Here is a 25,285-nt window from a genome sequence, read left to right as displayed (position 1 = left end):
TTCTTTATTTGAAAAGAGAACATGAATGATATAATTGCGGGAATCGATGTTGGATCTGTGTCTGTCAGTATGGCAGTGATTGACGGGAAAAAAACACTTCTTCACAAAGCCAGTACCTTTCATCAGGGGGATGTCAAAGCATGCCTCACCCGGTTGCTGTCCCATGAGGTGATGCAGTCGGTGACACATGTGGCGGTCACGGATGCCACGCCCGGATTTGTTTTCTGCCATGAACGGTATGATGACCAGGTGGCGCTGATCCGGGCCGCCAAATTCCTTTATGGCCAATCGTTTGATGCGTTGCTTCATGTGGGCGGCGAAAAGTTTTCCTTAAGCCTGTTTGATGCTGCCGGAAACTATACCGGGGCCCGGCACAACACCTCCTGTGCAGCCGGCACGGGCAGTTTTCTGGACCAGCAGGCCCGGCGTCTGAATCTGCAAGGATCCCATGAAATCAGTGAATATGCCATGAACAACCGGCAGGGGCGGCCTGACATCGCCACCCGGTGTGCCGTGTTTGCCAAAACCGATTTGATTCATGCCCAGCAGGAAGGGTATAATATTGAACAAATCTGTGACGGGCTCTGTCACGGGCTGGCTAAAAATATCGCCAATACCCTGTTCAAAGGAAAAATATTTACCGGTAAAATTATTTTTTGCGGCGGGGTGTCCCGGAACCGGTCTGTTACAAGATATCTGGAATCTTTGCTGGACCTGACACTGACCATCGATGATTGTGCGCAGATCTACGGGGCACTGGGAGCGGCCCTGTGCCTGGCAGATGAGATATCAAACCGGATGCCGGTCCCTGAAACGTTTGACTCTCCCCGGGCGTTTTTCACAGATACCGTTAAAAAAGACAATTACCGGTATCCCCCGTTATCCCTGACTTTGTCGGATTATCCGGATTTTTCATGTCACAAGACCTATGTCGTGGATAAGGTGGAAGTAGAAATTTATACAGATCCGTTTGAGCTGGATCTGTCGGCCGGTTTTCTGGGCCTGGACGTGGGATCCACCAGCACCAAAAGCATTCTGATCACCAAAGATTTGGTGCCGGTGATCGGATGTTACACCAAAACCGCGTCCCGACCGGTTCAGGCCGTGCAGACGATTTTCAAAGTCCTGGATGACTGGATCACAAGGAACCGGCTGAATGTGACCATCGCCGGATGCGGCACCACCGGATCCGGCCGCCGGATCAGCGGCCGCGTGATCGGTGCGGACCTTGAACCGGATGAGATCACGGCCCATGCCACGGCCGCCGTGAATTTGAACAAGGATGTGGACACCATTATTGAAATCGGTGGTCAGGATGCCAAATTTACCCTGCTCAAACACGGCAGGGTCACGGCATCGGTGATGAACACGGTTTGTGCGGCCGGCACCGGCAGTTTTATTGAAGAACAGGCCGAAAAGCTCATGTGCCCGTTGTCTGAATATTCAGATCAAGCCGAAGGCATCAGTGCACCGGTATCCAGTGACCGGTGCACGGTGTTCATGGAACGGGACATCAACTATTTTTTTGCCGAAGGATTTGAACAAAAAGAAATTCTGGCGTCTGTGCTGCATTCGGTGAGAGACAATTACCTCACCAAAGTGGCCACAGTGGGCAATATCGGCAACTGCATCCTGTTCCAGGGAGCCACGGCCCGAAACCGGGCTCTGGTGGCGGCATTTGAGCAAAAACTGCAAAAACCCATCCATGTATCCCAGTTCTGCCATTTGACCGGTGCCTTGGGGGTCGCTCTGCTGGCCAGTGAACAGGCCATTGAGCACACCGGATTTAGGGGGTTTGATCTGTGGAAAAAAAACATTCCAGTCCGTCAGGAGGTGTGCCAGCTGTGCAGCAATCACTGTAAAATCACGATTGCCGATGTGGACGGCCGGCCCCAGGCGTATGGGTTTTTGTGCGGCAGAGACTATGACACCCAAAAAATGGTTTCACCCGACACCCGCTACAGTATGAAAAAATTAAGAAAACCGCTTTCCCGGCCGAAAACAGGCAATGCCTTTACACCGGATGCGCCTGTCATCGGTATCCCTGCCGCACTTCACCTGTTTGAAGATCTGGTGTTCTGGGAACAGTTTTTTTCGTTGCTGGGCATTAAAACTGTTACCAGTCGCCAATTGAAGCACCCGGTGTCGCTGGGTAAAACCGTGGCCAAAGCGGAATTCTGTGCCCCGGTCATGGCGTTGCACGGTCATGTATCGCACTTGCTGAAAAAAGTGCCCCATGTGTTTCTGCCGTTTTATTTTGAAGATAAATCAACGCAGAAAAAAATCCGGCGCCAGCATTGCTACTACACCCAGTTCATGCCGTCGGTCCTGGCCTGCCTGGATCCCGATGAATCAGACCGGCTGATCATGCCCACCATCAAATATCTGTACACCAGCTTTCACACCAAAATGGCGCTGTACCGGGCGTTGAAGCCGTTGATGCCCCAGGGTCCCATCTCATTTTTCGATATCCATACCGCCTGGGACAAGGCCATGGAATATCGCAAAGATGAACAGGAGCGGCTGGCCGCATTATTCAAAACCCGGACCCGGGATATCAACGGTGTGAAAGTGTTGTTGCTGGGACGTCCCTATACCGTGCTGCCCGATACCATGAACCATCACATTCCCCAGATTTTTGAAAAAATGGGAATCCAGACCTTTTTCCAGGACATGCTGGACACCTCGGAAATGGATCTTTCCCCCATCCGACCGCTGCTGGAGGAAATACACTGGAAATACGCGGCCCGCATTCTGGAATCCGCATATGCCGCCGCTTTGACCGAAGGTCTGTATCCGGTCTATATCACTTCGTTCAGATGTTCTCCGGATGCCTTCGGGGTGGATTACTTCAAGCGGATCATGGAGCAAAGCAACAAACCCTATCTGGTGCTGGAACTGGATGAACATGATTCCAGTGTGGGGTATGAAACAAGGATCGAGGCGGCGGTGCGGGCGTTTACCAACCATTTTCAGGCAACTTCGCGTCCGGCGGCCCGGCCCCTGGATTTTGCGCCGCTGTTTTTTGACCGGCCTGAAGACAAAACCATTATTTTCCCCAACTGGGATGCATTGACCGGACAATTGATCGTGTCCACTTTTAAAAGTGAAGGTCATCGGGCTTTGTTGATGGAAGAGACCCCTGAAACCCTGAAAAAAAGCCTGCTCACCAACACGGGCCAGTGTATCCCTTTGAATGCACTGGCGGCCGGGTTTATTCATACCGTTAAAAAACACCGCCTGAATCCGGCAGATACCGTGCTGTGGCTCAACCGGTCGGATATTGCCTGCAACATCCGCCTGTATCCGTATCATATTCAACAGATTTTCAAACAGGAAGGAAACGGGTTTGAAAAATCCGGGATCTATTTAGGCGAACTGTCTTTGTTTGACATCTCTTTCAAAGCGTCCACCAATGCGTATTTTGCGTACATGTTCGGCGGACTGCTGCGAAGCATCGGATGCAAAATCAGGCCCTATGAAGTCACGCCCGGTGAAACCGACCGGGTGTTGCCCAGGGCCCTGGCCATCATCAGCCGGGCATTTGCCACGGGCGGGTCCAAAGAGCAGGCACTGGCCCAGGCCATTCCCCTGTTCAGGCAGATCAGGACCCGGGATATCGGTACCCGACCCAAAGTGGCGATTTTCGGAGATCTGTATGCCAGAGACAATGAGGTGATGAACCAGGATCTGATCCATTATATCGAGGCCCACGGCGGTGAAGTGATTACCACCCCTTATTACAAATATGTCAAAATCATTGCCGGATCCTATTTCAGAAAATGGTTCAAAGAAGGTAAATATTTAAGTCTGATCTCCAACAAAGCGCTGCTGGTGGCCATGAACACCATGGAAAAAAAATATTACCCCTATTTTGAACCCGTGCTTAAGGAGTCGGATTTAAAAATACCTTCCGCATGTGAAGATGTGCTGGCACAATACGGAATCCAGCCGGAGCACACGGGTGAGTCCATGGACAATATCCTGAAAATCCATCATATCCTCCAGGAACATCCGGATGTGGCCCTTCTGGTGCAGACCACCCCGGCCTTCTGCTGCCCCGGCCTGGTCACCGAAGCCATGGCGGCCCGGCTGGAAGCCACCACCGGGGTGCCCATCGTCAGTATCACCTATGACGTGTCCGGAGGCAACAAAAACAAAGTGATTGTTCCGTTCATCAAATATTTCAAACGCCGTGATCCGGCGTTTCCCTGCAAGGCCACCATTTGAAGTCATTGCAAGACAATTTATTTTTGTGCGCAAGGGGTATATTTTTCAATTGCCTGAACGATAGGGAATAACCGCATAATCACGGCCTCTGGATGTGATGGTCACAGCACCATGCTGGTCGGTTCTGAAAATTCGGATATTGTTTTTTTCATACCGGTTGATGACATCAGGATGGGGAAACCGATACGGGTTATTGAATCCGCAGGATATGACCACGGTTTCCGGGGCCACCTGTTCAAGAAATACACGGGTGGACGAAGACTTGCTCCCGTGATGGGGCGATAACAAAATTCCGGCCGACAGACGGTTGTTTTGGTCTCCTGCCAGCAGACCTTCCCGCCCGGCCTGAATATCTCCCGGAAACAACATGGAAAATTGATCCCATGTCAGTTTAAATACCAGGGAATTGTCATTGACGTCCCATTCAGAATTTACCGACCGGCATTGATAAAATGACAGTCCCGTGTTTTCCCAATTCATCTGATTATTTTCACAATCTGGGATGAACACCGGAATCTTTTTTTTGCGGCAGGCAGCCATGATGCGGTCAAATGCACTATGGGGACTGGTATCCCTGTTTTTAACCAAAGTGCCCACCTGGAAATTTTCCAGAATAAACACCAGACCGTTCATGTGATCGGCATCCGGATGGGTGAGAATGACCACATCCAGGGCCGTGATCCCCTGTTGCCATAAAAAAGGGGCCACCACATACCGGCCCACATCAAATTGCGTGGCGCCGGAAAATCCGCCTCCGTCCACCAGAATCGTCTTGTTTTCAATGGTTTGGATCAATGCGGCATTGCCCTGCCCCACATCTATCACGGTAACGGTCATATGGTCCGGCGCCCCGGATCGTGTCATCATCCTGATTCCATAGATGCTTATGAGGACAACCATGACCCCGGCCATGACCGGTTTTGATTTTTTACCGGACAATGTCCAGAAAACAGCGCCTAAAATCAGATATGCCATGAGTATGTCAACCATGGACCAGGACGGCAGATAAGACCAGGCAAACGGCAGATCGGTCAACCAGGCGGCATACAAAGAACACCATTCAACCAGCCAGGCCGCCCCGGTCAAAAGCCAGGCAGACAGGCCAGGAGCCAGAGGCCAGAACATCAAACTTATCAGACCGGCCGGCAGGCACACAAATCCGATGACCGGCACCAGGACCAGGTTGGCTGGAATCTGAACCAAAGACACCAGGTTGAAATACCCGGCAATCAAAGGAAACGTCCCCAGACCGGCCAAAAGGGTCACGCTGCTGATGGATATCAAAAATTTCAGGGGTTTGGGTGGATTAATTTTCAGGTATTTCTCCATCACTTTCATACCGGCGATGATGAAAAACACAGCAGTAAACGATAGTTGAAACGAGATGGAAAACAACGCCGCCGGGTCTGCAAAAAGAATGATAATGCCTGCAACGGCCAGGGTATTGAAAGGATGGGTTTGTTTTTCCATTAAAAACGAGATCATGAAAATAGCGATCATGATAAACGCCCGCTGGGTGGACGGGGAAAATCCGGAAAAAACCAGATACAGACACAAGGGAATCAAGGTCAGAACGCCTGCGATTTTCCGGGCTTGAGCCGATACCAGCAATCCGGGGAACAACGACAATACCTGATAGAAAAAAAAGAAAAAAATCAGGCTGAGAATCCCCATATGCAATCCAGAAATCGCCAGAAGATGAGCTGTGCCGGCCCTGGCAAACTGATCTCTGAGCACCGGGGGCATATTATGCTTGATGCCGGTGACCAGTGCTGCCAGAACATGGGCCCCGTCCCGGTGATCCAGGCGCGTCATGACAAACGCATAAAATTGATTCCGAATGTTTTCCAAAAACTGGATTCCCCGGGTCCAGACAGACAGGGATGAATCCGTGATTTTTTGAATCTTGCTCACATGGGTGTGAACTGACCCGAAAATACCCTGGCGTTTTAAAAAAGTAAGATAATCAAATGCCCCTGGATTGCCGAAATTCTGGATGGGCCGGATGGGACCGGCAAACCGGATTTGATCATTGAACCGGATGGGGATATCGGATGTTCCATACAGGTTCAAATAGATGCGCCCGGTTGCTGTCAGACGTTTTGAAACCGCAGTATCCTGCGATCCCCGGATTGTCCGGCAGTCCACGATGATCCGGGTTTTATGGGGATATTGCCGGGCAAAGGACTTCACCTGTCCGGTCAAAACAATATCGCGCTGATTATAAAAATTGGATATATGCCCGGCCGGAACAGGGGGAGAATGAATCAGAACGCTTTGATATCCCGACCAGATCCCGGCTGCCAGGCACAGACTGAAAATGATCGTTTTTTTCTCAGAAACCCATAAAACGCATACAACCATTGCCACGCCTGAAATTATGACCGTCCAGACCGGATGGGACAAACCGGACACACTGCCGGCATTTATCCCGGTCATCATGGCCAGAAGGACCGGGACCAGAGGCGGGACCACCGGTTGTGACAACGGTTTCACATGCGCTTATACCTTATGTAAGGGTTGAACCCTTTATTTGATTCGTTTCATATCCGCTCCCAGTGCGGAAAATTTCTCCTCCATGGCTTCATATCCCCGGTCCATATGATACACACGGGAGATCACCGTGGTACCTTTTGCCATCAGGCCTGCAATCACCAGCGATGCACTGGCCCGCAGATCCGATGCCATCACAGGTGCGGCCTGAAGTTCGGGCACTCCTCTGACCATGGCCAGGTTGGCTTGGGAAAGCGTGATGTCCGCACCCATGCGCATCAGTTCATTGGCATGGATGAACCGGTTTTCAAAAATGGATTCATGGATCATGCTCGTACCCCGGGCCGTGCACATCAAGGCCATGAACTGGGCCTGCATATCCGTGGGAAACCCGGGGTACGGCAGGGTCTTGATGTCCACACTTTTGACGGTCTCCCCTCCCCTGACCCGGATCTCATCAGGCCGGGTCTCGATCTGAGCCCCGGTTGCTTTAAGCTTGCTGATCATCCCGCCGATATGATCGGGGTTGCATCCTGTGACCCGCACATCCCCTTGGGTGGCTGCCGCTGCCACCATAAAGGTGCCGGTTTCAATCCGGTCGGGAATCACCGTGACTTTTGCCGGCAAAAGTTTATCCACGCCGTCAATGGTGATCATGGGAGATCCGGCCCCGGAAATATGGGCGCCCATGTCATTGAGCGCATCGGCCAGGCAGACAATTTCCGGTTCCCGGGCTGCATTTCTGAGCACGGTCTGACCTTTGGCCAGGGTCGCCGCCATCATCAGGTTTTCCGTGCCTGTGACCGTGGGGGTGTCAAAATAGATGTCACTGCCGATCAGCCTGTCCGCCCGGGCCTCGATATAGCCATGATCAATATGAATGTTTGCCCCCAATGCTTCCAATCCGGTCAAGTGCATATTCACGGGCCGGGCCCCGATGGCGCATCCCCCGGGCATGGACACCTTGGCATGGCCGAACCGGGCCACCAGCGGTCCCAGCACCAGAATGGAGGCCCGCATTTTGCGCACCAGGTCATATTCCGCCTCGATTTTGTGAATGCCGGATCCATCCACGGTCATGACATGGTCGTCAAAAGTGCACCGGGCTCCCAGATCTTCCAGCAGAAGCTTGATGCTTTTGATATCCATTAAATGCGGTACATTGAAAAATTCACACGTGCCGTCCACCAGGATGGCGGATGCGATAAGCGGCAATGCCGCATTCTTGGCTCCGGAAATGGTCACCTCGCCTTTTAGTTTTCTGCCGCCGTTGATCTGTATTTTATCCATAATTTATGTCATCTTTCAAATGGTCATTGCCTGTAAATAATTATTATACTCACAGGTTTTTATTGTTTTACAATCCCTGTTTCCGGGTTCTCAAAAAAGCATCCACCGCTTCAATCAGAACGCTGTCAACCGATGTCTCATTTTCACCGGCATAACGTTCAATCCGCTCAACCATTCGGCAGGGCAGCTCGACTGTAAAATTCTGGGTAGGATCAGCGCATTCGTTGGTGTTTATGTCTTGGGTCATTATGTGTCCTTTCGGTCATTTTAAGATTCAGCATTTTCAATGCGTCCTTTCCGGATCAACTGCTCCTGAAGTAATTTTAGTATCTGATTGTAATACTTGAGCAGGCTTTAAACAAAAATTTAAGAAGAATTCTTTCCAATTAAGAGGTGACAGTAAAATTGTAGAAATGTCTATTCATAATAATCCGGTTTGCTAATTTGAAGCCAGTCGATGGCCCTTGCTGAAATATTATTTTCCGGATATATATCTCCTCTTTCGTAATCATATTTATTGCCCTTCTCATCAAAACACAAAAAGGGTTTCATCTCATCTGGGTTAAGCTTGATTTTGGATTGTAATGTTTGAAAGTCTTCTGCTGTCAATTTCTTTTGAAGTTCATCAATGAAAAACGGGTTTAGATTAATCACTGAAGGCCACTGGCCATACAAAATATAAAACCTTTCAAGTGCCATAACAAAACGTATCCAGTTTTTTGATTCACCATTAGGCATTATAATTTTTCCTCAATGACAAATGAAAAAAATTAATCTTTCCATAGCACGCTTTTACTATCAGAGTGCTTGTGATAGTCAGCCTCTTATGACTTTTGATAGATGGTCAATGCCAGAAGCATCAAAAGGTGTCTTGTACAACTCGTTTACGAGCCACAAACCGCTTTTAACAATCTTATGTTTTGGAGAGGAGTTACCAAGCCATTCTTTTGATGCTTTGCAGCCCTCACACCGAGAAACGGTAGAAATCATCTTTGACTCGATTTGTAATCTTTCTTCCTTCTCAGTTACTTCAAATACGCTAAACGAAAAATTGTTTTGAATGTACCGACTGACTTGCGCTTCTATGCTCTTTTGATAGCCAAAATCAATAAATGATGAGTATTTATTTTTTGCTTTTCTTGTTGTTAGATTTATCTCCCAGGTTTCGATAAAAGGATCATTGTTTCGGTTTAATAATGCGCGGCCAATATTCTTTCGAAAGATGCTTCTATCCTTATTTTCATTGAAAAAATGCTGCCTTAGTCTTGAACGAAGCTGATTCGCCCCTGTATGAGTGCCAATCCTTACAATTCTTTTTCCGCCATGCCCTTCCTCTCCCACCTCAAATAAGCAGTAAATTCCATTAGAAGGAATTTTTGATTCGTCAAATGGAAAACCATGCCTTTCAAGACCTTGCATTAGGTCATGGAGTTTTTCACATTCCTTGTTCATATGGTTGGGAAAGTCCGTCCTCTATGGGTTTCCAGTTGTTCTTCCGACTGTGATCGTCCTCGGTGAACAGAGTGGCATCATGCCATCTAAAACCAACATCCTTCCGTTTTGTCCCGTCACGCTTCGACTGTGCCATGTATGTTTTGTAGTTCCGGTCAACAACGTCAGCAAGTGAATCATATTCGTAAATATAAAACTCAGGCAGTCCATCTTCTTCAAGATTTACAAGTACGACAAAAAAGCCGGGATTGTTCCTCTTGGTGGTGATGTTTTTGCCAAGTTTCCAGCCCTGCTTGTTCTGGATTGACCGTGTCTTGACTTGGATTGAGACAGTTTTACTCCCATCCTGTGTGGAAGCTATTACGTCGAACAGCGGGTTGTTCTTTGGGGTGAGCAGTGCAAGGTAGCCACGGCGACAGAGTTCTGCGCAGACGAAGTATTCACCTGCCGTCCCCACAAGGTTGTTTGAAGATGTCAGTGGCATTCTTGTCTCCTGGACCAAAGACAAAACTCGCCAGACTGAATGAATTTGATATTATGGGGTGTAAACTCCCTAATTATAAATCCTGTCATAATCATTTGACTTTGACACAAACATGAGCCGACAGCAAGGACATTTTTTGCGTAAAGTTGACTGAAGAAAGCCCGAGCCAAAACTATAAGTCGATGAATAGAAACATCATTGATAAACAGTATTGGCATGATGCTTTCCCTCTTAGTCCTTTTTAATCCCAGAGCAAGTATCCGATCATAAATCGAAGAGTCATTTGATCACATTGCGGGCATCTGTAATTTCCATCGGTTAATATCAAATCTCTGCCGAGTTGCTTTTCAACATTCCAACGTATCACAACATTTTTTCCAGTTTCACCTGCCAATGTGGGGTCATCATATGGAATGATCTTGTTTGTCTTGCAGTGAGGGCATGTCATTTGCCTGTCAAGCAGATTGGCCTCCACAACTGCATTACAATTCCCGCAGAAGCAGGGAAAATAGCATGTAGTCATGAAATTATTCATACCCCCACCGATCATAATTTCAGTGTTTTGTCCGCATGGACAAGTTGCAGTGACTGAAGATCCCATTTGTTGCCTCCTCACACGATCTTATTCGTTGGCCGTTCTATCATTTGCAGACGGGCACAGATCCTTCATGTAACATCCACTGCATTGTGTTTTCTTCGGTCTACACCAGTTTCGGCCGATTTCCCACGCGGGGAAATCCATCAGGCCGGGAAAATCTGGATGCAGTCCTCTTGCTCTGAAAATGAGTTGATCTACAGTCGCGTCCATTGGCGTAAGTCCCAACCTGCCGAACACACGTCGAACGTGTACGTCTGCCGAGATGTCGATTGAGTAGTGGTCAGCGAACTCAATCTTGAATTCTCGTGCGAGGATGTTTGCGTCCATGGTAGCAATCTTGGGGCCAACACCTTCGAATTCAAGAAAACGGTAGACAGCAGTAGCGCTGGATGGTTTGTCCTGCCAGATGCGGGAAGCGTCTGATTCGTATTGATCTGCTATCCGTCGGATTGCTTTGAAAAAATATCCCGACATGATATCTACGAATCGGTGAAGTGGTTCTGGTTCTAACATCAGGCGTTGGATGTCAGATTCAGACTGCCGAACCAGTGTTTCCATGGAGAAGCTACCAAGCTTTTCTTTGAACCGATAGGGAATGAGCCATGCACGCTCTGCTTTGATCTGGCGGTCCATGATGGACGCGAGGACGAATGCGTGCGGGTGATCGGTCAGGTCATTGAGCAGATAATCGGCTGCATCGTCTTTCGTGAACCGAACCAATTCGAGCGGCGCATGGAAGAGTATTTTGCCGTGCTTGACAAGTCGATCACATATGCGGTTCTCATTCATCAGGGTTTCTGTCAATAATTCAATGCGTAATTCCGATTATCCTGTAAATTTGAAATTTGAATATTATTTGACAACAATACCTCCGAAATAAATTATAATTATAGTGACTCTAGTATATCGGTCTCCAAATCTCAACCATACTTTGCAACTACCACTGATTCAATTCAAATTCAACCATTCTTTCGTTATTCCTGTACCATTCAATTCAAATTTGCCTGAAATCGTTTTTAATCATCACAATTGACAAATAGATGAAGGTGTGTATTGATACACATTATGGATAGCCGAAAAATCATAAAAATATTGAAACAAAATGGGTGGTGTGAAGTTACCAAAGCCGGATCTCACATACAATTTCGGCATCCTGAGTTAAAAGGGCGTGTAACAGTGCCACACCCGAAAAAAGACATACCGACCGGCACATTAAAGAGTATTGCGCGCCAATCGGGAATAAAATTCATGTGAGGTGATACCATGGTTAACTATATCGCTGTTGTCCACAAAGAACTTGATACTGATTTCGGGGTCTCATTTCCTGACTTTCCCGGATGTATTACAGCAGGGAAAAATGTTGATGAAGCCAGAGATTCGGCCCAGGAAGCACTTTCTCTGCACGTTCAGGGAATGATCGAAGATGGTGATCCATTACCTGATCCTTCAACGCTTGAAGAAATCATGGCTGATATCGATTATGCCGATGGGGTTGCCTATTTGGTGGTGGCATTGCCTGATACCAAATCACGCACAGTAAGGATTAATATTACCATCCCTGAGATGACGCTGAAACGGATTGATGCGGCAGCGAAAAAAAAAGGGATGTCAAGGTCCTCGTTCCTTGTTCATGCCGCACAGAATGTGATTCATACAAACAAAGGTCTCACAACAAATCGTTAGGGATCTCTGAACCATAAAAAAAAAGGGGCACAACCGTGATTGCAGCCCCTTGATTTTGTTTGGTACCTGGGACGAGAATTGAACTCGTACAGCCAATTTGGCCGAGGGATTTTAAGTCCCTTGCGTCTACCAGTTCCGCCACCCAGGCATAATTTTCCAGATGTTTATCGCATTTCCCCATACTTTTCAAGACCAAATTCAAGAAGGGGAAATTATCAGTACAGTCACAAAGCCTGACTAATCACATGTCCCCGATTGGCAGCCCTTTCAGTACCATGTCAAACCAAACGTATCGGAAATACCAAATTTTGTATTTCCGATATTTTCAAAAAGAAATCTTAGCATACATGCTTCCAAACCATTGCCAATCAGGGGATTTCAGATTTTTCGAGAAGGTTCATGGAACATGACCTATCGATATTTTTTCATCCACCCAAGGCATGGGTCATTTTGTCAGCCCATCAAAAAAAATGATCAGGGCTTATTTCTGGCGGAAACCCCCTTATACCAGCTGTTTCCAGCCTGATCAGATGGTTGAAGAAAACAGGAGTGTCAGAAATACAAAAATTTGTATTTCCGACACTCTTCAAATGATACATGCCGGTATCCCGCACAGGTAAAGGGATTCGCTTGAAATAAACAATCTGGTGTACCCGGCATTTTCACCTGAGACTCTGTGCCTGACTCGTCTGCAAAAATAGACTGCATCGTCAAATTTTGCTGCCGGCTCAGAAAATCATATTTCATCATTTTCACTTCGACTGTCCAGGTCTTTCCCTGTTGAGACCTCATGATTTGTAATGATATCCTAAAACAAATGACCTTGAAAAATTTCCGGTATCGGATAATTATCTGCAATTACGTTCTCACCCCTCAATAATTCACCCGCTACTGCTCAGTCGTTTAAGGTAAAAATCACATTAAATTTTTGTCGATATCCATTTTCCCATGCAAAATACCAATGATATCAATATAACTATCTGAGATCAGATAGAAGATGATGTGTTTTTGTGCAGGAAAGGAATAATATCCAGGAGCAATTTCAGGTCGTTGTCTTCCAAGTTCCGGATTGGCTGCAAGTTGATTAAGCGTGTCCTCAATATCTTGAAGATATTTTTCAGCTTGTTTCTCACCCCAGGTTTCAACAGAATAATTCCAGATTTCTACAAAATCCGATTTTGTTGTAGGAGTGAGACGGTATTTACGCATTCCTGACCTCAGAAACAATTTCGCTTACGGATTGCGCAACAAATTTTCCCTGTTTAGCCTGCTTAGCACCAATTGATAAGCGTTCTTTTAACATTTCAAGTTTCATGTGCTGTACCAATTCTTCATTTTTTTCCCAGAACCGCAAAGCATCCCGAATCACTTCACTTGCATTGTTATAATAACCTGATGCGACTTTTTGTTTAACCCTGGTTTCAAGCTCAGGTGTTAGTGAGATATGCATAGTACCCTCCTCGTATAAACAACTACACACCACAATAACAGAACTACAAATATTGTCAATCTTTGTAAATTCTCATTGCGTTCAAATGTGTTTTTCATTTCGTCGCTATAAATAAAGGCTAATTGCATCATCATGCCTCAAAGCTTTGATTAGAAAAAATTTCCATGAAAATACTGTCAATTTTATGAACCATCAGGGTAAAAACCATGTTCCAGCCTAACATCGGGCTGGACAAAGATGCGCGGAAAAAGCGCCTGCTCACCTGTCAGCCCGGGCTTTAAAATCGCCCGCTTTCAGAAATTTTATCAGGAATCGAAGACCCCACATTATGTCGATTATTCTGGGGTGGCTGGATTGATTTTCTGCCTCAGAATTTGTTCTATCAGTAATGGCTTTTAGGCCAGGCTAACAGTCAAAAATATCCTCAGCGCCTGTTGTGCGGAATGAGATGAGATGATCTTCAATATACAGCTGTGGGACAGTTCCGGTCATCTGCTGCACGGTTGAGCCTCTGGCGGGGTCTTGCTGCCGGGCTGTCGGAGCCTGTGGATTCCAGGCCGGAAGCAAGACCCCGCCAGAGGCGGCATCCCTGCCAAAAACGTCTGCATGGCCTTACATCCGGTCTTGTTCCCGTCCTGCCGCAGCTCCCCTGCCCGTTTCCCGAGGATGGTGGTGTTTCACAAATTCCAGGGTATACAAGGCCACCCCGGCCCAGATGAATGCGAACGTGACCAGGCTGTGGATGGAAAACGGTTCTTTGTACACAAACACCCCCAGTGTAAAGGCAATGGACGGGGCCAGGTACTGAAGAATGCCGATGGTGGACAGCTTGAGCCGTTTGGCGGCCGCGGCAAACCACAAAAGCGGCAAAGAAGTGACCACGCCGGCACCGATCATCCACAGGGTGAGTCCGGGATCTTTGAAAAACAAGGAGTCTCCTTTTCCCATCAAAAACAGGATATATGCCAGGGCCGGGACCATCAGAATCAGGGTTTCCACAAACAGGCCGGGCAGCGGCGCCACCTGGATGCGTTTGCGGCAATACCCGTAAAAGGCAAAGGAAATTGCCAGGGTCAGGCCGAACAAAGGCAGTTTCCCATATGCCAGAAGCGAATAGATCACCCCGGTCAGGGCAAAGCCCAGAGAGATACACTGCATGCGGGTGAAGGTTTCGTTGAGCAGCACAAACCCCAGCAGGACGTTGATCATGGGATTGATATAGTACCCCAGGCTGGTTTCCAACACCCGGCCCGAGTTGACGGCCCAGATATAGACAAACCAGTTGGCCGCAATCAACGTGCTGCTGATTGCCAGCCCTTTGACCTGGGCCGGGGATTTGAACACCTGGACCACTTCTTTGCCCCGTTTCTGAACGAATAGGATGACAAAAACAAATGCACAGGACCAGACAATGCGGTGGCACAGAATTTCAAAGGGCTGAGCCGCCTGCATCTGTTTCCAGTAGGCCGGCAGAAATCCCCAGGAGGCAAATGCGGCCAGGCCGAACAATACACCGGATAACGACGGGTTCATTTCAATGTTTCCTTTATGGTTGACCGGCTCAGTGTAGCACGCTGTTTGGGATTGGCAACCCAAAAATTATCTTCAGCCCAAAACCCGGGCATTGTCAAAATCCGGATTTTCTGTTACACCTTCCCTCCATGAAATGGATGGATGAACACAGACTGGTGCTGGCATCCCGATCTCCCCGGCGCAGACACCTGCTGACACAGATGGGGCTGGATTTAGAGATCCTGCCGGCGGATGTGGATGAGACCCCGGCACCCGGTCTGTCCCCGGTAGCCGTGGTCAAAACCCTGGCTGAAAACAAAGCGTGTCATGTGATGCAGCAGCGCAGGCAGGCCTGGGTGCTCGGGGCCGATACCATTGTGGTCAAAGACGGCAGGATTCTGGGGAAGCCGGAAAATCCCGGCCAGGCCGTTTCCATGCTCGAATGTCTCAGTGGTGCCACCCATTCGGTGTTCACCGGATATACCGTGGGCCATCATACAAGGGGTAAAATGATTACCTGTGCCATTGAAACTTCAGTGGTGTTCAAGGCTTTGACAAAACAGGAAATTCTCTGGTACACTGGCACCCATGAACCCTATGACAAGGCCGGGGGATACGCCGTTCAAGGGCTGGGCGCGTTCATGGTCAAAGAAATCCGCGGCTCCTGGGCCAATGTGGTGGGCCTGCCGGTGTGCGAAGTGATACAGACCCTGGTCTCTTTGGGGGCGATACAATTTCAAGGACAAAAGTCATGACAAGCATCCGAGACAACCTGGCTGAGATCCAGGAAAAAATACACACGGCGGCCGCTAACTGCGGCAGAAATCCGGCGGACATCACCCTGGTGGGGGTGAGCAAAAAACATGGGACAGAAAAAATGCATCAGGCCATTGACGCCGGTCTCACCGATCTGGGGGAAAACTATATCCAGGAGGCCGTGGACAAAATCGATGCCATCGGCCGACAGGCGGCCAGGTGGCATTTTATCGGTCATCTTCAATCCAACAAAGCCCGGTTTGCAGTTCAGTATTTTGATCTGATCCACACAGTGGACAAACTCAAGCTGGCCAAAGAGATTGATAAACAGGCCAAAAAAATTGAAAAACGCCAGAAAATCCTGCTCCAGGTGAATATCGCAGAAGAAGAAACCAAATCCGGGGCCGGGGCCCATGAGGTCATTGATCTGGCCGGGGAAGTAATGAAATTTGAGCATCTTGAACTGCACGGGCTGATGTGTATGCCCCCCTATTTTGATGATCCCGAACATGCCCGGCCCTATTTCAGGCATCTGGCAAAGATCCGGGAACAGATGCTGGATGCCGGTGTGGACAAAAATGCCATGACTCATCTGTCCATGGGCATGAGCCATGATTTTTCCGTGGCCATCCAGGAAGGGGCCACCCTGGTTCGGGTGGGCACGGCCATTTTCGGTACCCGGTCATGAAGCTGTTGCTGCACACCTGCTGCGGGCCCTGCTCCATTTATCCGTTGCAGGTGCTCCGAGAAATGGACATCCAGGTCATGGGATTTTTTTATCGGCACAACATCCATCCCTATACGGAATGTCTTAAAAGAGAAGATACCTTACGTCAATATGCGGATGATCAGGGGATGAAAATGATCTGGCAGCCGGATTATCAGCTGGAAAATTTTTTACAGTCCGTGGTTTTCAGAGAAAAAGACCGGTGCCGGTACTGTTACCATGCCCGGCTTTCTGCTGCGGCCAAAATTGCCAGAAAAGGAAAATTTGATGCGTTTTCATCCACCCTGCTCTACAGCAAGTTCCAGAATCATTCCCTGATACAGGAGATCGGTGCGGCCGTGGCAAAAGAGACCGGGGTGGATTTTTTCTACCATGATTTCAGGCCGGGCTGGAAACAGGCAATTGAGGAATCAAAAGCCCTGGGTATGTACCGGCAGTCCTACTGCGGCTGCATCTACAGTGAAAAAGACCGGTATTTCAAACCGGCAAAAAACAGTTCAACTTAAATGGCGACAGAATAATATTCAAGTCTATCAGGGTCCTGGCTTTCTGATCTGGTTGATCATGGACACCAGGCGGCGGTCGGTTTGATGGAGCCGGGCCGCCAAAACCGTGAACAGATGTTTGGCCACCTCCGGGTATTTCTCGATCACCTCTTCCAGTTTGTCACCGGGAAACCGTTTGATTTTGGAACGTCCCTTGGAAATGATGGACGCGGACCGGGCATCCCTGGTAATGGCGGCCATCTCACCGAAGTATTCCCCCGGCTGGGTGATTTCGGCAATTTTTTTGCCCCCTTTCACCACATACACGGCCCCCTGGATCAGTTTGAAAAAATCGATATCCGTGTTGTTTTCCCGGATGATCACATCCTTGTCCTCATAGCTCTCCAGATCCGGATTCACCAGATAGGCAGGGAGCGATTCCTTGGTAATTACGGTTTTTTTCACCACTTCATCAAAAGAGGTTTCCCCGGCTATGATCTTGTGAAGTCCGGCATCTCTCAATGTAACCATGCCTTCCTGAACCGCCACCTTGCGCAGCTGGTCCTCGGACACCTCCGCACTGATGGCCTTGGCCACCTCATCGGTCACTTCCATGAGTTCATACAGCCCGACCCGGCCTTTGTGCCCGGTGCCGTTGCAATGGGGACATCCGTTGGGCCCCATGATCTTGAGTTCCGGAATCTCTTTTTTTGAAAACCCTTCCGCCTCCAGCATAACCGGGTCATATCCCGTGACTTCTTTTTTACATTCCGGGCACAGCCGCCGGGCCAGGCGCTGGGACAGCACCATGGTCACGGAAGCCGCCAGCATATACGCAGGAATACCGATATCCACAAGCCGGCCGATGGTGGAGGGACAGTCATTGGTATGCAGGGTGGCAAACACCAGATGGCCGGTCATGGCCGCTTTGATGGCGATCTCCGCGGTTTCCAGATCCCGGATCTCCCCGACCATGATAATGTCCGGATCCTGCCTCAGAAACGCTTTTAAGGCTGCGGCAAAGGTCATGCCCACTTCTTCTCTCACCGGCACCTGGTTGATGCCTTTGAAGTTGAATTCCACGGGGTCTTCGGCCGTGAGAATCTTGATGTCATCCTTGTTGAGCCGGTTGAGAATGGAATACAGGGTGGTGGTTTTTCCGGAACCCGTCGGGCCAGTGACCAGCAGCAGGCCATAGGGACGGGAGATGCACCGCTTGAGCATTTCAAAGGTGGTGGATTCAAATCCCAGGCGGGTCAGGTCGATACTCAACGCACTCTGATCCAGAATACGCATGACAATGCTTTCCCCGAACAGGGTGGGCAATGAGGACACCCGGAAATCCACTGATTTTCTTTTGCCTAAACGCAGTTTGATGCGGCCGTCTTGGGGGACCCGTCTTTCCGCAATGTCCAGGGAAGCCAGGATCTTGATCCGGGATACCACCGCGTTCTTGATGGAGACAGGCAGGTTCATGGCCTTGTACATGCTGCCGTCCAGCCGGTACCGCACCTGAAACGATTTTTCAAAGGGCTCGATGTGGATGTCGGACACCCCGTCATTGATGGCCTTGGTCAGGATTCCGTTCACCAGCTTGATAATAGGCGCATCGGACGCCAGAAATTCATCCTGGCCCTCATCTCTTTCAGCCGCACCCACCTCCACCTCTTCGGCGGCTTCCGATACCAGAGATCCGAAATCCTCCACCGAAGTGACCGGGGTATCGTCTTCCCCCTCATCTTCAAAATGGAGAAATTTTTTATATTCCTCATCACTGATTTTGTAAAAATCCCGGTATGCCTGAATAATATCGTTTTCAGTGGTCACATACACATGGATGTTTTTTTGGGTTTTTTTGTGCAGCTCCGCCACGACCTGTGTGTCGGTAGGTTCCACCATGGCCACGGACAGATCATCCCCTTTCAGGGACAACGGGAACACCATATACTGCCTGGCCATTTCAAAGGGAAGGATTTTCTGGGCTTTGGGATCAGGCTTAATTTCGGAAAACCGGATCATATTGTAATTATAGATCCGTCCCAACACATTGATGATGGTATCGGGGTCAATATACCCCTTGGCCAGCAGAATGGAGCTGAGCCGTTCCCCCGTTCTTTTCTGGACTCCCAGGGCTTCATCCAGCTGAAGACTGGTGATCTGACCTTCTTTGGAAAGAATCTCGCCGATTCGGGTCTTGCCGGCCCCGGACTGATCTTTGATGGTGGAGGTGAGGCTGGATTTTCCCTTTGCAAATGACGGTGTCATATTATGCCCTGTCTCTTGAAATATCTATTTAAAATGGTTATATACCCGGATGGCACCGGCGGTGATCAGAAAAATCCCCAGGATGTAAAAACAAAATCGCACCAGGCCCAGTTTGTTGCTGAAAAATTCAATGGTCGCCACCTGGGGCATAACTGTTGGTATCCGGTAAAATACGCCCAGTCCCACGGCAATGAGAACAATGCCATAATAAAATGTGAATTTTTTTTTGTCCATCTAAAATCACAGCCTTTCCAGTTCTTTGAGTTGATTGTCAAACGGTTGATTCATTGAATCCAGTTTCCGGGTCTCTTGTTCCAGGTCCAGAAAAAGCGCTTCCACCCGGGCTTCAAGATCGGCCAGTTCTTTGGAAAATGTTTGGATATCGTCTCCATCCCCTTCCCGGGATGCGGTCAACAGCGATTCATTGACGGATTTGATTTTGATTTCACACGCTTCAATGGCATCTTCGATCCCGGTGATTTTCTTTTGTATGGGGCCTATCACCCGGGAACGTTCCGCAATAATTTCCGATTTTTTCTGGCGCAGCGCTTTTTTGCTCAATCCCGGGGACCGGGGTTGAGCAGTATCGGTTTCAGTGGTTTCTTCCCACCCGTCTTTGTCTAAAAATTCCTGATACCCGCCTTCAAACAATTTGATTTGATCCTGTTTAAACACCACCAGTCGATTGGCCAGGGTATGCAGAAACATCTCATTATGGGTGACCAGAATCACGGCCCCTTCAAAGGCGTTCAATGCGTCGATAAACGCATCACAGGCCTCGATATCCAGATGGTTGGAGGGTTCGTCCAGCAGCAGCAGGTTCAGCGGGGCCAGCAGCAGTTTACCCAGCATGACCCGGGATTTTTCTCCGCCGGACAACACACCGATTTTTTTCAATGCCGCATCTTTTTCAAACATCATGGCCCCGCAGATGTTTCGGGCCGCCTGGCGGTCAAAATCCGGATGGGCATCAATGAGGGTTTCCTCGATGGTCTGATTGTCATTCAACGAAGAGACATTGGTCTGTTCAAAATATCCGGGAGACACCCCGGGATTGTAGGTCACCGTTCCGGACACGGGATCAAGCTGCCGGGTGAGCAGTTTGACCAGGGTGGTCTTTCCCTTGCCGTTCTGGCCGATGATACCGATCCGGTCCCCGGGCTGCACGGTCAAAGAAAAATGATGGATCAATGGGCGGTCCGGGGTATAGCTGAAGTTCAATTTCTCGACACGCAGCAGCTGTTTGCCGGCAAAGGGCAGGTAATTAAAAGAAAATGCCAGGTTTTTGAGTTTTTCCAGTTTTTCCTTTGACTGCTGTTTTTCCAAAGTCTTGATCCGGGACTGAACCATGCTGGCCAGTCGGGCTTTGGCCCGGAACCGGGTGATAAAGGTTTCGATCTCTTTTTTGCGTTTTTCCTCATTTTGTCTGGTTTTTTCATACACCTCTTCATCCTGGGCCACCTGGTCGTAGTATTTGGCGGTATTTCCGGCAATTTTCCGGATTTTACAGCGGTGGATCCCGGCAATATGCGTGACCACATGGTCCATGAATCCCCGGTCATGGGTCACCAAAAGCACTTCTCTGGGCCAGGCGGTCAGAAACTGGGTGATCCAGCGGATGGAGGTGATATCCAGATAATTGGTGGGTTCATCTAAAATCAGCAGGTCCGGTTCAGCCACCAGCACTTTTGCCAGATTCAGGCGCACCTGAAATCCCCCGGAAAACTCTTTTGGATCCCGGTCCATGTCCGAGTCGGAAAACCCCAGTCCTGCCAAAATTTTTTCCGCTTTCCAGTACTGGTCTCTTTCATGGGGCGGCAGCCCGGTCATGGCTTCATCCCGCACGCTGTTTTGGGAAAACTGAATTTTCTGGGGCAGAATACCCAGCCGGTATCCGGAGGGGTAAGTAATTTTCCCGTCATCCGGATGATCGATGCCTGCAATTATATTTAACAACGTGGTTTTTCCATGGCCGTTTCTGCCCACCAGCCCGACCCGTTCCCCGGGGTTGATCTGCAGACTGGTATGATCAAACAGCTCCTGGTTGCCAAATCCCTTGACAATGGATTCAATGCTCAGCATGTATGGTATCTTGTCCCAATTCTGACGATTTTGACTTCTATTGTTTTAAATTAAGCAACGCATCATAGCATTGGTGAAGATTTTTATAAATATGAGATTTCTCTTGACTTGATTTTTCAATATTGCATAGTTACATCATCACGTTCATTCATTAACACGGATATTATACAATACGAGGAAATCATGACCAGATATATTTATGAATTCGGCCCCGGGAAAACAGACGGGGATGCTTCCATGAAAAACCTTTTGGGCGGAAAAGGAGCCAATCTGGCTGAAATGGCCCGGCTGGGCCTGCCGGTTCCTCCGGGATTCACCATTTCTACTGAATGCTGCAATGATTATTTTGATTTGGGGTGGCGGTTTCCGGATACGCTTGAATCGGAAATCAGGACCGCCATGGGCCATGTTGAAACCCAAATGAAAATGAAATTCGGTGATCCGGAAGCTCCTTTGCTGGTTTCCTGCCGGTCCGGAGCCAGAAGTTCCATGCCCGGGATGATGGAAACCATCCTCAATGTGGGACTGTGTTCCACCACCATTCCCGGGCTGGTGGAAAAAACCGGCAATGAATGGTTTGTGTATGATGCTTACCGCCGTCTGATCATGATGTATTCGGATGTGGTCATGGAAAAAGCGGATCAGGTGGTGCCCGAAGATGGTATGGGCATCCGCCTGAACCTGGAAATGATGATGAACAACCTGAAAAACGACAAAGGGTATGAGCATGATACTGATATCTCGCTTCAAGACATGCAGGCCCTGTGTGACCGGTTTAAAAAGAAAATTTCCCAGTATCTGAAAAAAGAATTTCCGGATGACCCCTGGGAACAGCTTATGGGAGCCATCGGGGCCGTGTTTAAAAGCTGGAACGGCAAACGGGCCGTGTCCTACCGCCGTATCGAGCATATTCCCGATGCCTGGGGAACCGCGGTCAATGTTCAGGCCATGGTGTTCGGTAACATGGGGGATACGTCCGCCACGGGCGTGGCATTTACCAGAGATCCGTCCACCGGCAAAAACCATTTTTTCGGCGAATGGCTGGTCAATGCCCAGGGAGAGGATGTGGTGGCCGGTATCCGGACCCCCAATCCCTTGAACAAAGACACCAAAAACATGCAGAACCAGCATCTGCCATCCCTGGAAGAAGCCATGCCCGGTCTGTATGACCAGTTGTATGATATCAGAAACACCCTGGAATCCCATTACAAAGACATGCAGGACATCGAGTTCACCATCCAGGAAGGCACTTTATACATGCTCCAGTGCCGGGTGGGCAAACGCACGGCCACGGCTGCGTTGAACATGGCCATGGACATGTATGAACAAGGCATGATCGATGAAAAAACCATGATCTGCCGCCTCAATCCCAAATCCTTAGATGAAATGCTGCACCCCATTGTGGACCCCCGGGAGGAAAAAACAGCGGTTCAGGTGGCGGAAGGCCTGCCGGCCGGTCCGGGAGGCGCCTGGGGCAAAATTGTTTTCACGGCCGAAGATGCCGTGCAGATGGCCAAAATCGGGGAGAATGTCATCCTGGTCAGGGAAGAAACCAGTCCGGAAGACATTGAAGGCATGCGGGCCGCCTCTGCCATACTCACGGCCCGGGGCGGCATGACCAGCCATGCCGCCCTGGTGGCGAGGGGTTGGGGTAAATGCTGCATCGTTGGGGCCGGGGCCATGAAAATCAATGCAAAAAACCGCCAGGTACAGGTGGGAACCCGGGTATTTAATGAAGGGGATGTGTTTACGTTGAACGGTACCAAAGGCATTGTGTATGACGGCCGGCTCAAAATGAAAGACGCATTGGAAAACCCTAAATTTAAAAAATTCATGGCCATTGCGGACCAGCACCGGACCATGGGCGTGCGGACCAATGCCGATACACCGGAAGATGCGGCCACGGCATTGAAATTCGGGGCCCAGGGTATCGGGCTGTTCAGAACCGAGCACATGTTTTATGGGGCTGACTCAGACCGGCCGTTGTTTCTGCTGCGGAAAATGATTTTAAGCAAATCAACGGAAGAACGCCAGGCATCCCTGGATGAACTGTTTCCGTTCGTCAAGCAGGAAATTAAAAACACGTTGGAAGTGATGGACAACCTGCCCGTGACCCTGCGGCTGTTGGATCCGCCCCTGCATGAATTTGTGCCCGAATCGGAAGCCAACCAGATGGAAATCGCCAAAGCCCTGGGCATTGACCTGGAAGAGGTGAATAAACGAAGCCGGCTGCTCAAAGAATCCAATCCCATGATCGGTCACCGGGGGGTACGTCTGGGAATCACATTTCCGGAAATTACGCAGATGCAGGTGAATGCGATTTTCACGGCGGCCGCTGAATTGATCGTTTCAGGAAACCAGCCGTTGCCTGAAATCATGGTGCCGGTCACCTGCAATGAAAAAGAGCTGACTTTTGTCAAAAAAATAGTGGATGACTCTTATCACAATGTCTTGAAAGCCCACAATCTGGAACAGATCCCCTATTTGTTCGGCACCATGATTGAAATTCCCAGAGCGGCGTTGATTGCGGACAAAATGGCGAAGGATGCCCAGTTCTTTTCATTCGGCACCAATGATCTGACCCAGATGACGTTCGGGTTTTCCAGAGATGATATCGGATCTTTCATGAATGACTATATCGACCATGCCATTTTAGACTCGGATCCGTTTGAAACCCTGGATCAGGAAGCTGTGGGCAGTCTGATTGACATTGCGGTTGAGCGCGGCAGAAAAACCCGTCCTGAGATCAAGCTGGGAATCTGTGGCGAACATGGCGGGGATCCGGCATCTGTGACATTCTGCCATAAGGCCGGACTGACCTATGTGTCCTGTTCTCCCTACCGGGTGCCCATTGCGCGACTGGCTGCGGCCCAGGCCGCTATTCAGGAGAATGATTAACTCAAATGGGCCGCTGCCTTGAAGCGCCGGGTGATCATTTCAATGATTTCCTCGGCGCTGGTTTCAATAGGTTTGTCGCTGATATCCAGAATGGAGTATCCTTTGGCAATGTAATACCGGTGGGCGGTAAAAATTTCCTCTTCGATTTTTTTTCTGGACGCATACGCAGATTTCATTTCCGATACTCCTAAGCTTTCCTGCCGCATTTTGCGGTGGGAAAGCAGCTGTTTGGCATTGATGTTCAATGCAAAGATCCGGCGCCGGTCCACCTCATCCAGGATGGCCGGCAAGGGCACACCGGGCACGAACGGCACATTGGCCACTTTCCATCCCAGCACGGCCATATACATGGACAATGGGGTTTTGCCGGCCCTGGACAAGCCCAGAAGGATGATTTCCGCTTTATCCAGGCTTTCCGGGCTCAAGCCGTCATCATGGGCCAGAGCAAAATCAATGGCAGACACCTGCTTGAGATCCACCTGGTGACTTTCCCGGTACAGCCCCGGTTTCTCCAGAGGGGCCTGGTTCAGAAAAGACTGAATCTTTGACAGCACCGGCCCCATCAGGTCGATGGTCACAATTTTATGTTCCATGCCCTTGCGGGTGAGGTACTGCCGCAGATCCGACTTGACAATGGTATGCACAATAATGCTTTCCATGTCTTTGACCTTGTCGATGAGTTCGTCCACCTGAACTTCAGACCGGATATGGGGTACCTTGACAATGGTGATTTTGTTGTGAGGAAACTGAATCAGGGTGGATTCCACCAGGTGAAAGGCATTGATCCCCTCCCCGCAGGAAGCGATATAGATCACCTGAAACCCGGAATTGGAAACTGACTGTGCCATATGAATGATAATCCTTTATTGTCCACTAATTT

22 protein-coding genes and 1 tRNA gene are annotated in these 25,285 nt (G+C 49.2%); 7 read left to right on the top strand and 16 right to left on the bottom strand.

Features of this window, described 5'->3' with window-relative positions; translation table 11 throughout:
• Positions 1 to 21: 21 nt before the first annotated feature.
• Entirely contained in the window at positions 22 to 4,230 is a 4,209-nt protein-coding gene (locus DPO_RS13175; RefSeq protein ID WP_006966484.1) for an acyl-CoA dehydratase activase, read from the top strand.
• 45 nt (positions 4,231 to 4,275) lie between these two features.
• On the opposite strand, the gene DPO_RS13170 is transcribed toward DPO_RS13175, so the two are convergent.
• From DPO_RS13170 to DPO_RS13135, 8 genes are all read right to left on the bottom strand, one after another.
• Positions 4,276 to 6,726: a DNA internalization-related competence protein ComEC/Rec2 gene (locus DPO_RS13170; protein WP_006966483.1), complete on the bottom strand. Its 2,451-nt coding sequence runs from the start codon at positions 6,724 to 6,726 to the stop codon at positions 4,276 to 4,278.
• 33 nt (positions 6,727 to 6,759) lie between these two features.
• Positions 6,760 to 8,013: a UDP-N-acetylglucosamine 1-carboxyvinyltransferase gene (gene murA, locus DPO_RS13165; protein ID WP_006966482.1), complete on the bottom strand. Its 1,254-nt coding sequence runs from the start codon at positions 8,011 to 8,013 to the stop codon at positions 6,760 to 6,762.
• Between the two features lie 67 nt (positions 8,014 to 8,080).
• The gene (locus tag DPO_RS13160; RefSeq protein WP_006966481.1) at positions 8,081 to 8,260 is read right to left on the bottom strand and encodes a hypothetical protein; all 180 of its coding nucleotides are present in this window, start codon (positions 8,258 to 8,260) and stop codon (positions 8,081 to 8,083) included.
• Positions 8,261 to 8,430: 170 nt separating this feature from the next.
• Positions 8,431 to 8,751 (bottom strand): hypothetical protein, encoded by a 321-nt coding sequence (locus DPO_RS13155; protein ID WP_006966480.1) that lies wholly within the window; start codon positions 8,749 to 8,751, stop codon positions 8,431 to 8,433.
• A gap of 78 nt (positions 8,752 to 8,829) precedes the next feature.
• The gene (locus tag DPO_RS13150; protein WP_006966479.1) at positions 8,830 to 9,465 is read right to left on the bottom strand and encodes a hypothetical protein; all 636 of its coding nucleotides are present in this window, start codon (positions 9,463 to 9,465) and stop codon (positions 8,830 to 8,832) included.
• Positions 9,449 to 9,949 (bottom strand): hypothetical protein, encoded by a 501-nt coding sequence (locus DPO_RS13145; RefSeq protein WP_006966478.1) that lies wholly within the window; start codon positions 9,947 to 9,949, stop codon positions 9,449 to 9,451. Before DPO_RS13145 ends, DPO_RS13150 begins: the two co-directional genes overlap by 17 nt.
• Positions 9,950 to 10,190: 241 nt before the next feature.
• Positions 10,191 to 10,550 carry a hypothetical protein gene (locus DPO_RS13140; RefSeq protein ID WP_006966477.1) on the bottom strand — a complete coding sequence of 120 codons (360 nt, stop codon included), beginning with the start codon at positions 10,548 to 10,550 and terminating at the stop codon, positions 10,191 to 10,193.
• Positions 10,551 to 10,571: 21 nt separating this feature from the next.
• The gene (locus DPO_RS13135) at positions 10,572 to 11,336 is read right to left on the bottom strand and encodes an endonuclease III (RefSeq protein WP_006966476.1); all 765 of its coding nucleotides are present in this window, start codon (positions 11,334 to 11,336) and stop codon (positions 10,572 to 10,574) included.
• A 276-nt stretch (positions 11,337 to 11,612) separates the two neighbouring features.
• On the opposite strand from DPO_RS13135, the gene DPO_RS24590 reads away from it, so the two are divergent.
• Together DPO_RS24590 and DPO_RS13130 are read left to right on the top strand one after the other, a co-directional pair.
• Positions 11,613 to 11,801: a type II toxin-antitoxin system HicA family toxin gene (locus tag DPO_RS24590; protein WP_083912039.1), complete on the top strand. Its 189-nt coding sequence runs from the start codon at positions 11,613 to 11,615 to the stop codon at positions 11,799 to 11,801.
• A 9-nt stretch (positions 11,802 to 11,810) separates the two neighbouring features.
• Positions 11,811 to 12,230, top strand: a complete 420-nt coding sequence (locus tag DPO_RS13130; RefSeq protein WP_006966475.1) for a type II toxin-antitoxin system HicB family antitoxin — start codon at positions 11,811 to 11,813, stop codon at positions 12,228 to 12,230.
• A 60-nt stretch (positions 12,231 to 12,290) separates the two neighbouring features.
• On the opposite strand, the gene DPO_RS13125 is transcribed toward DPO_RS13130, so the two are convergent.
• The 4 genes from DPO_RS13125 to rarD form a co-directional block, all read right to left on the bottom strand.
• Positions 12,291 to 12,378 (bottom strand) — tRNA-Leu (locus DPO_RS13125).
• Positions 12,379 to 13,145: 767 nt separating this feature from the next.
• A complete protein-coding gene (locus tag DPO_RS13115) occupies positions 13,146 to 13,439 on the bottom strand; it encodes a type II toxin-antitoxin system RelE/ParE family toxin (protein WP_006966474.1) in 294 nt (97 codons plus the stop codon).
• Complete coding sequence (locus DPO_RS13110) at positions 13,432 to 13,680, bottom strand: type II toxin-antitoxin system ParD family antitoxin (RefSeq protein ID WP_006966473.1); 249 nt, start codon at positions 13,678 to 13,680, stop codon at positions 13,432 to 13,434. The genes DPO_RS13115 and DPO_RS13110 overlap by 8 nt, the downstream gene beginning before the upstream one ends.
• Positions 13,681 to 14,292: 612 nt before the next feature.
• A complete protein-coding gene (gene rarD / locus DPO_RS13105; protein WP_006966472.1) occupies positions 14,293 to 15,213 on the bottom strand; it encodes an EamA family transporter RarD in 921 nt (306 codons plus the stop codon).
• Positions 15,214 to 15,350: 137 nt separating this feature from the next.
• Between rarD and DPO_RS13100 the strand changes: the two genes are divergently transcribed.
• Genes DPO_RS13100 through DPO_RS13090 form a run of 3 tightly spaced genes read left to right on the top strand, consistent with a single transcriptional unit; the run spans position 15,351 to position 17,181 of the window.
• Entirely contained in the window at positions 15,351 to 15,947 is a 597-nt protein-coding gene (locus tag DPO_RS13100; RefSeq protein WP_236609959.1) for a Maf family protein, read from the top strand.
• Entirely contained in the window at positions 15,944 to 16,636 is a 693-nt protein-coding gene (locus DPO_RS13095; protein ID WP_006966470.1) for a YggS family pyridoxal phosphate-dependent enzyme, read from the top strand. The genes DPO_RS13100 and DPO_RS13095 overlap by 4 nt, the downstream gene beginning before the upstream one ends.
• The gene (locus DPO_RS13090; protein ID WP_006966469.1) at positions 16,633 to 17,181 is read left to right on the top strand and encodes an epoxyqueuosine reductase QueH; all 549 of its coding nucleotides are present in this window, start codon (positions 16,633 to 16,635) and stop codon (positions 17,179 to 17,181) included. Before DPO_RS13095 ends, DPO_RS13090 begins: the two co-directional genes overlap by 4 nt.
• Before the next feature lie 27 nt (positions 17,182 to 17,208).
• On the opposite strand, the gene pilB is transcribed toward DPO_RS13090, so the two are convergent.
• The 3 genes from pilB to DPO_RS13075 are packed head-to-tail and all read right to left on the bottom strand — an operon-like array spanning position 17,209 to position 21,507.
• The gene (gene pilB, locus DPO_RS13085) at positions 17,209 to 19,425 is read right to left on the bottom strand and encodes a type IV-A pilus assembly ATPase PilB (RefSeq protein ID WP_006966468.1); all 2,217 of its coding nucleotides are present in this window, start codon (positions 19,423 to 19,425) and stop codon (positions 17,209 to 17,211) included.
• A 24-nt stretch (positions 19,426 to 19,449) separates the two neighbouring features.
• Positions 19,450 to 19,659 (bottom strand): hypothetical protein, encoded by a 210-nt coding sequence (locus DPO_RS13080; RefSeq protein ID WP_006966467.1) that lies wholly within the window; start codon positions 19,657 to 19,659, stop codon positions 19,450 to 19,452.
• Positions 19,660 to 19,665: 6 nt separating this feature from the next.
• Positions 19,666 to 21,507 carry an ABC-F family ATP-binding cassette domain-containing protein gene (locus tag DPO_RS13075; RefSeq protein ID WP_006966466.1) on the bottom strand — a complete coding sequence of 614 codons (1,842 nt, stop codon included), beginning with the start codon at positions 21,505 to 21,507 and terminating at the stop codon, positions 19,666 to 19,668.
• Positions 21,508 to 21,690: 183 nt separating this feature from the next.
• Between DPO_RS13075 and ppdK the strand changes: the two genes are divergently transcribed.
• Positions 21,691 to 24,405: a pyruvate, phosphate dikinase gene (ppdK, locus tag DPO_RS13070; protein ID WP_006966465.1), complete on the top strand. Its 2,715-nt coding sequence runs from the start codon at positions 21,691 to 21,693 to the stop codon at positions 24,403 to 24,405.
• Here ppdK and DPO_RS13065 read toward each other — a convergent pair.
• A complete protein-coding gene (locus DPO_RS13065) occupies positions 24,402 to 25,253 on the bottom strand; it encodes a pyruvate, water dikinase regulatory protein (RefSeq protein WP_006966464.1) in 852 nt (283 codons plus the stop codon). The two genes, ppdK and DPO_RS13065, sit on opposite strands and share 4 nt — an antisense overlap.
• Positions 25,254 to 25,285: the final 32 nt, after the last annotated feature.

Source organism: Desulfotignum phosphitoxidans DSM 13687, from assembly GCF_000350545.1.
Classification (GTDB): Bacteria; Desulfobacterota; Desulfobacteria; order Desulfobacterales; family Desulfobacteraceae; genus Desulfotignum; species Desulfotignum phosphitoxidans.
Note: the sequence above shows the minus strand (reverse complement) of the source record. Positions and strands in the feature narration are given on the sequence as shown.

Excerpts from the sequence above, each read along its gene's own strand:
- DPO_RS13175 (WP_006966484.1), top strand. The coding sequence starts at position 22 with ATGAATGATATAATTGCGGGAATCGATGTTGGATCTGTGTCTGTCAGT.
- murA (WP_006966482.1), bottom strand. The coding sequence starts at position 8,013 with ATGGATAAAATACAGATCAACGGCGGCAGAAAACTAAAAGGCGAGGTG.
- DPO_RS13160 (WP_006966481.1), bottom strand. The coding sequence starts at position 8,260 with ATGACCCAAGACATAAACACCAACGAATGCGCTGATCCTACCCAGAAT.
- DPO_RS13155 (WP_006966480.1), bottom strand. The coding sequence starts at position 8,751 with ATGCCTAATGGTGAATCAAAAAACTGGATACGTTTTGTTATGGCACTT.
- DPO_RS13150 (WP_006966479.1), bottom strand. The coding sequence starts at position 9,465 with ATGAACAAGGAATGTGAAAAACTCCATGACCTAATGCAAGGTCTTGAA.
- DPO_RS13145 (WP_006966478.1), bottom strand. The coding sequence starts at position 9,949 with ATGCCACTGACATCTTCAAACAACCTTGTGGGGACGGCAGGTGAATAC.
- DPO_RS13140 (WP_006966477.1), bottom strand. The coding sequence starts at position 10,550 with ATGGGATCTTCAGTCACTGCAACTTGTCCATGCGGACAAAACACTGAA.
- DPO_RS13135 (WP_006966476.1), bottom strand. The coding sequence starts at position 11,336 with ATGAATGAGAACCGCATATGTGATCGACTTGTCAAGCACGGCAAAATA.
- DPO_RS24590 (WP_083912039.1), top strand. The coding sequence starts at position 11,613 with ATGGATAGCCGAAAAATCATAAAAATATTGAAACAAAATGGGTGGTGT.
- DPO_RS13130 (WP_006966475.1), top strand. The coding sequence starts at position 11,811 with ATGGTTAACTATATCGCTGTTGTCCACAAAGAACTTGATACTGATTTC.
- DPO_RS13115 (WP_006966474.1), bottom strand. The coding sequence starts at position 13,439 with ATGCGTAAATACCGTCTCACTCCTACAACAAAATCGGATTTTGTAGAA.
- DPO_RS13110 (WP_006966473.1), bottom strand. The coding sequence starts at position 13,680 with ATGCATATCTCACTAACACCTGAGCTTGAAACCAGGGTTAAACAAAAA.
- rarD (WP_006966472.1), bottom strand. The coding sequence starts at position 15,213 with ATGAACCCGTCGTTATCCGGTGTATTGTTCGGCCTGGCCGCATTTGCC.
- DPO_RS13100 (WP_236609959.1), top strand. The coding sequence starts at position 15,351 with ATGGATGAACACAGACTGGTGCTGGCATCCCGATCTCCCCGGCGCAGA.
- DPO_RS13095 (WP_006966470.1), top strand. The coding sequence starts at position 15,944 with ATGACAAGCATCCGAGACAACCTGGCTGAGATCCAGGAAAAAATACAC.
- DPO_RS13090 (WP_006966469.1), top strand. The coding sequence starts at position 16,633 with ATGAAGCTGTTGCTGCACACCTGCTGCGGGCCCTGCTCCATTTATCCG.
- pilB (WP_006966468.1), bottom strand. The coding sequence starts at position 19,425 with ATGACACCGTCATTTGCAAAGGGAAAATCCAGCCTCACCTCCACCATC.
- DPO_RS13080 (WP_006966467.1), bottom strand. The coding sequence starts at position 19,659 with ATGGACAAAAAAAAATTCACATTTTATTATGGCATTGTTCTCATTGCC.
- DPO_RS13075 (WP_006966466.1), bottom strand. The coding sequence starts at position 21,507 with ATGCTGAGCATTGAATCCATTGTCAAGGGATTTGGCAACCAGGAGCTG.
- ppdK (WP_006966465.1), top strand. The coding sequence starts at position 21,691 with ATGACCAGATATATTTATGAATTCGGCCCCGGGAAAACAGACGGGGAT.
- DPO_RS13065 (WP_006966464.1), bottom strand. The coding sequence starts at position 25,253 with ATGGCACAGTCAGTTTCCAATTCCGGGTTTCAGGTGATCTATATCGCT.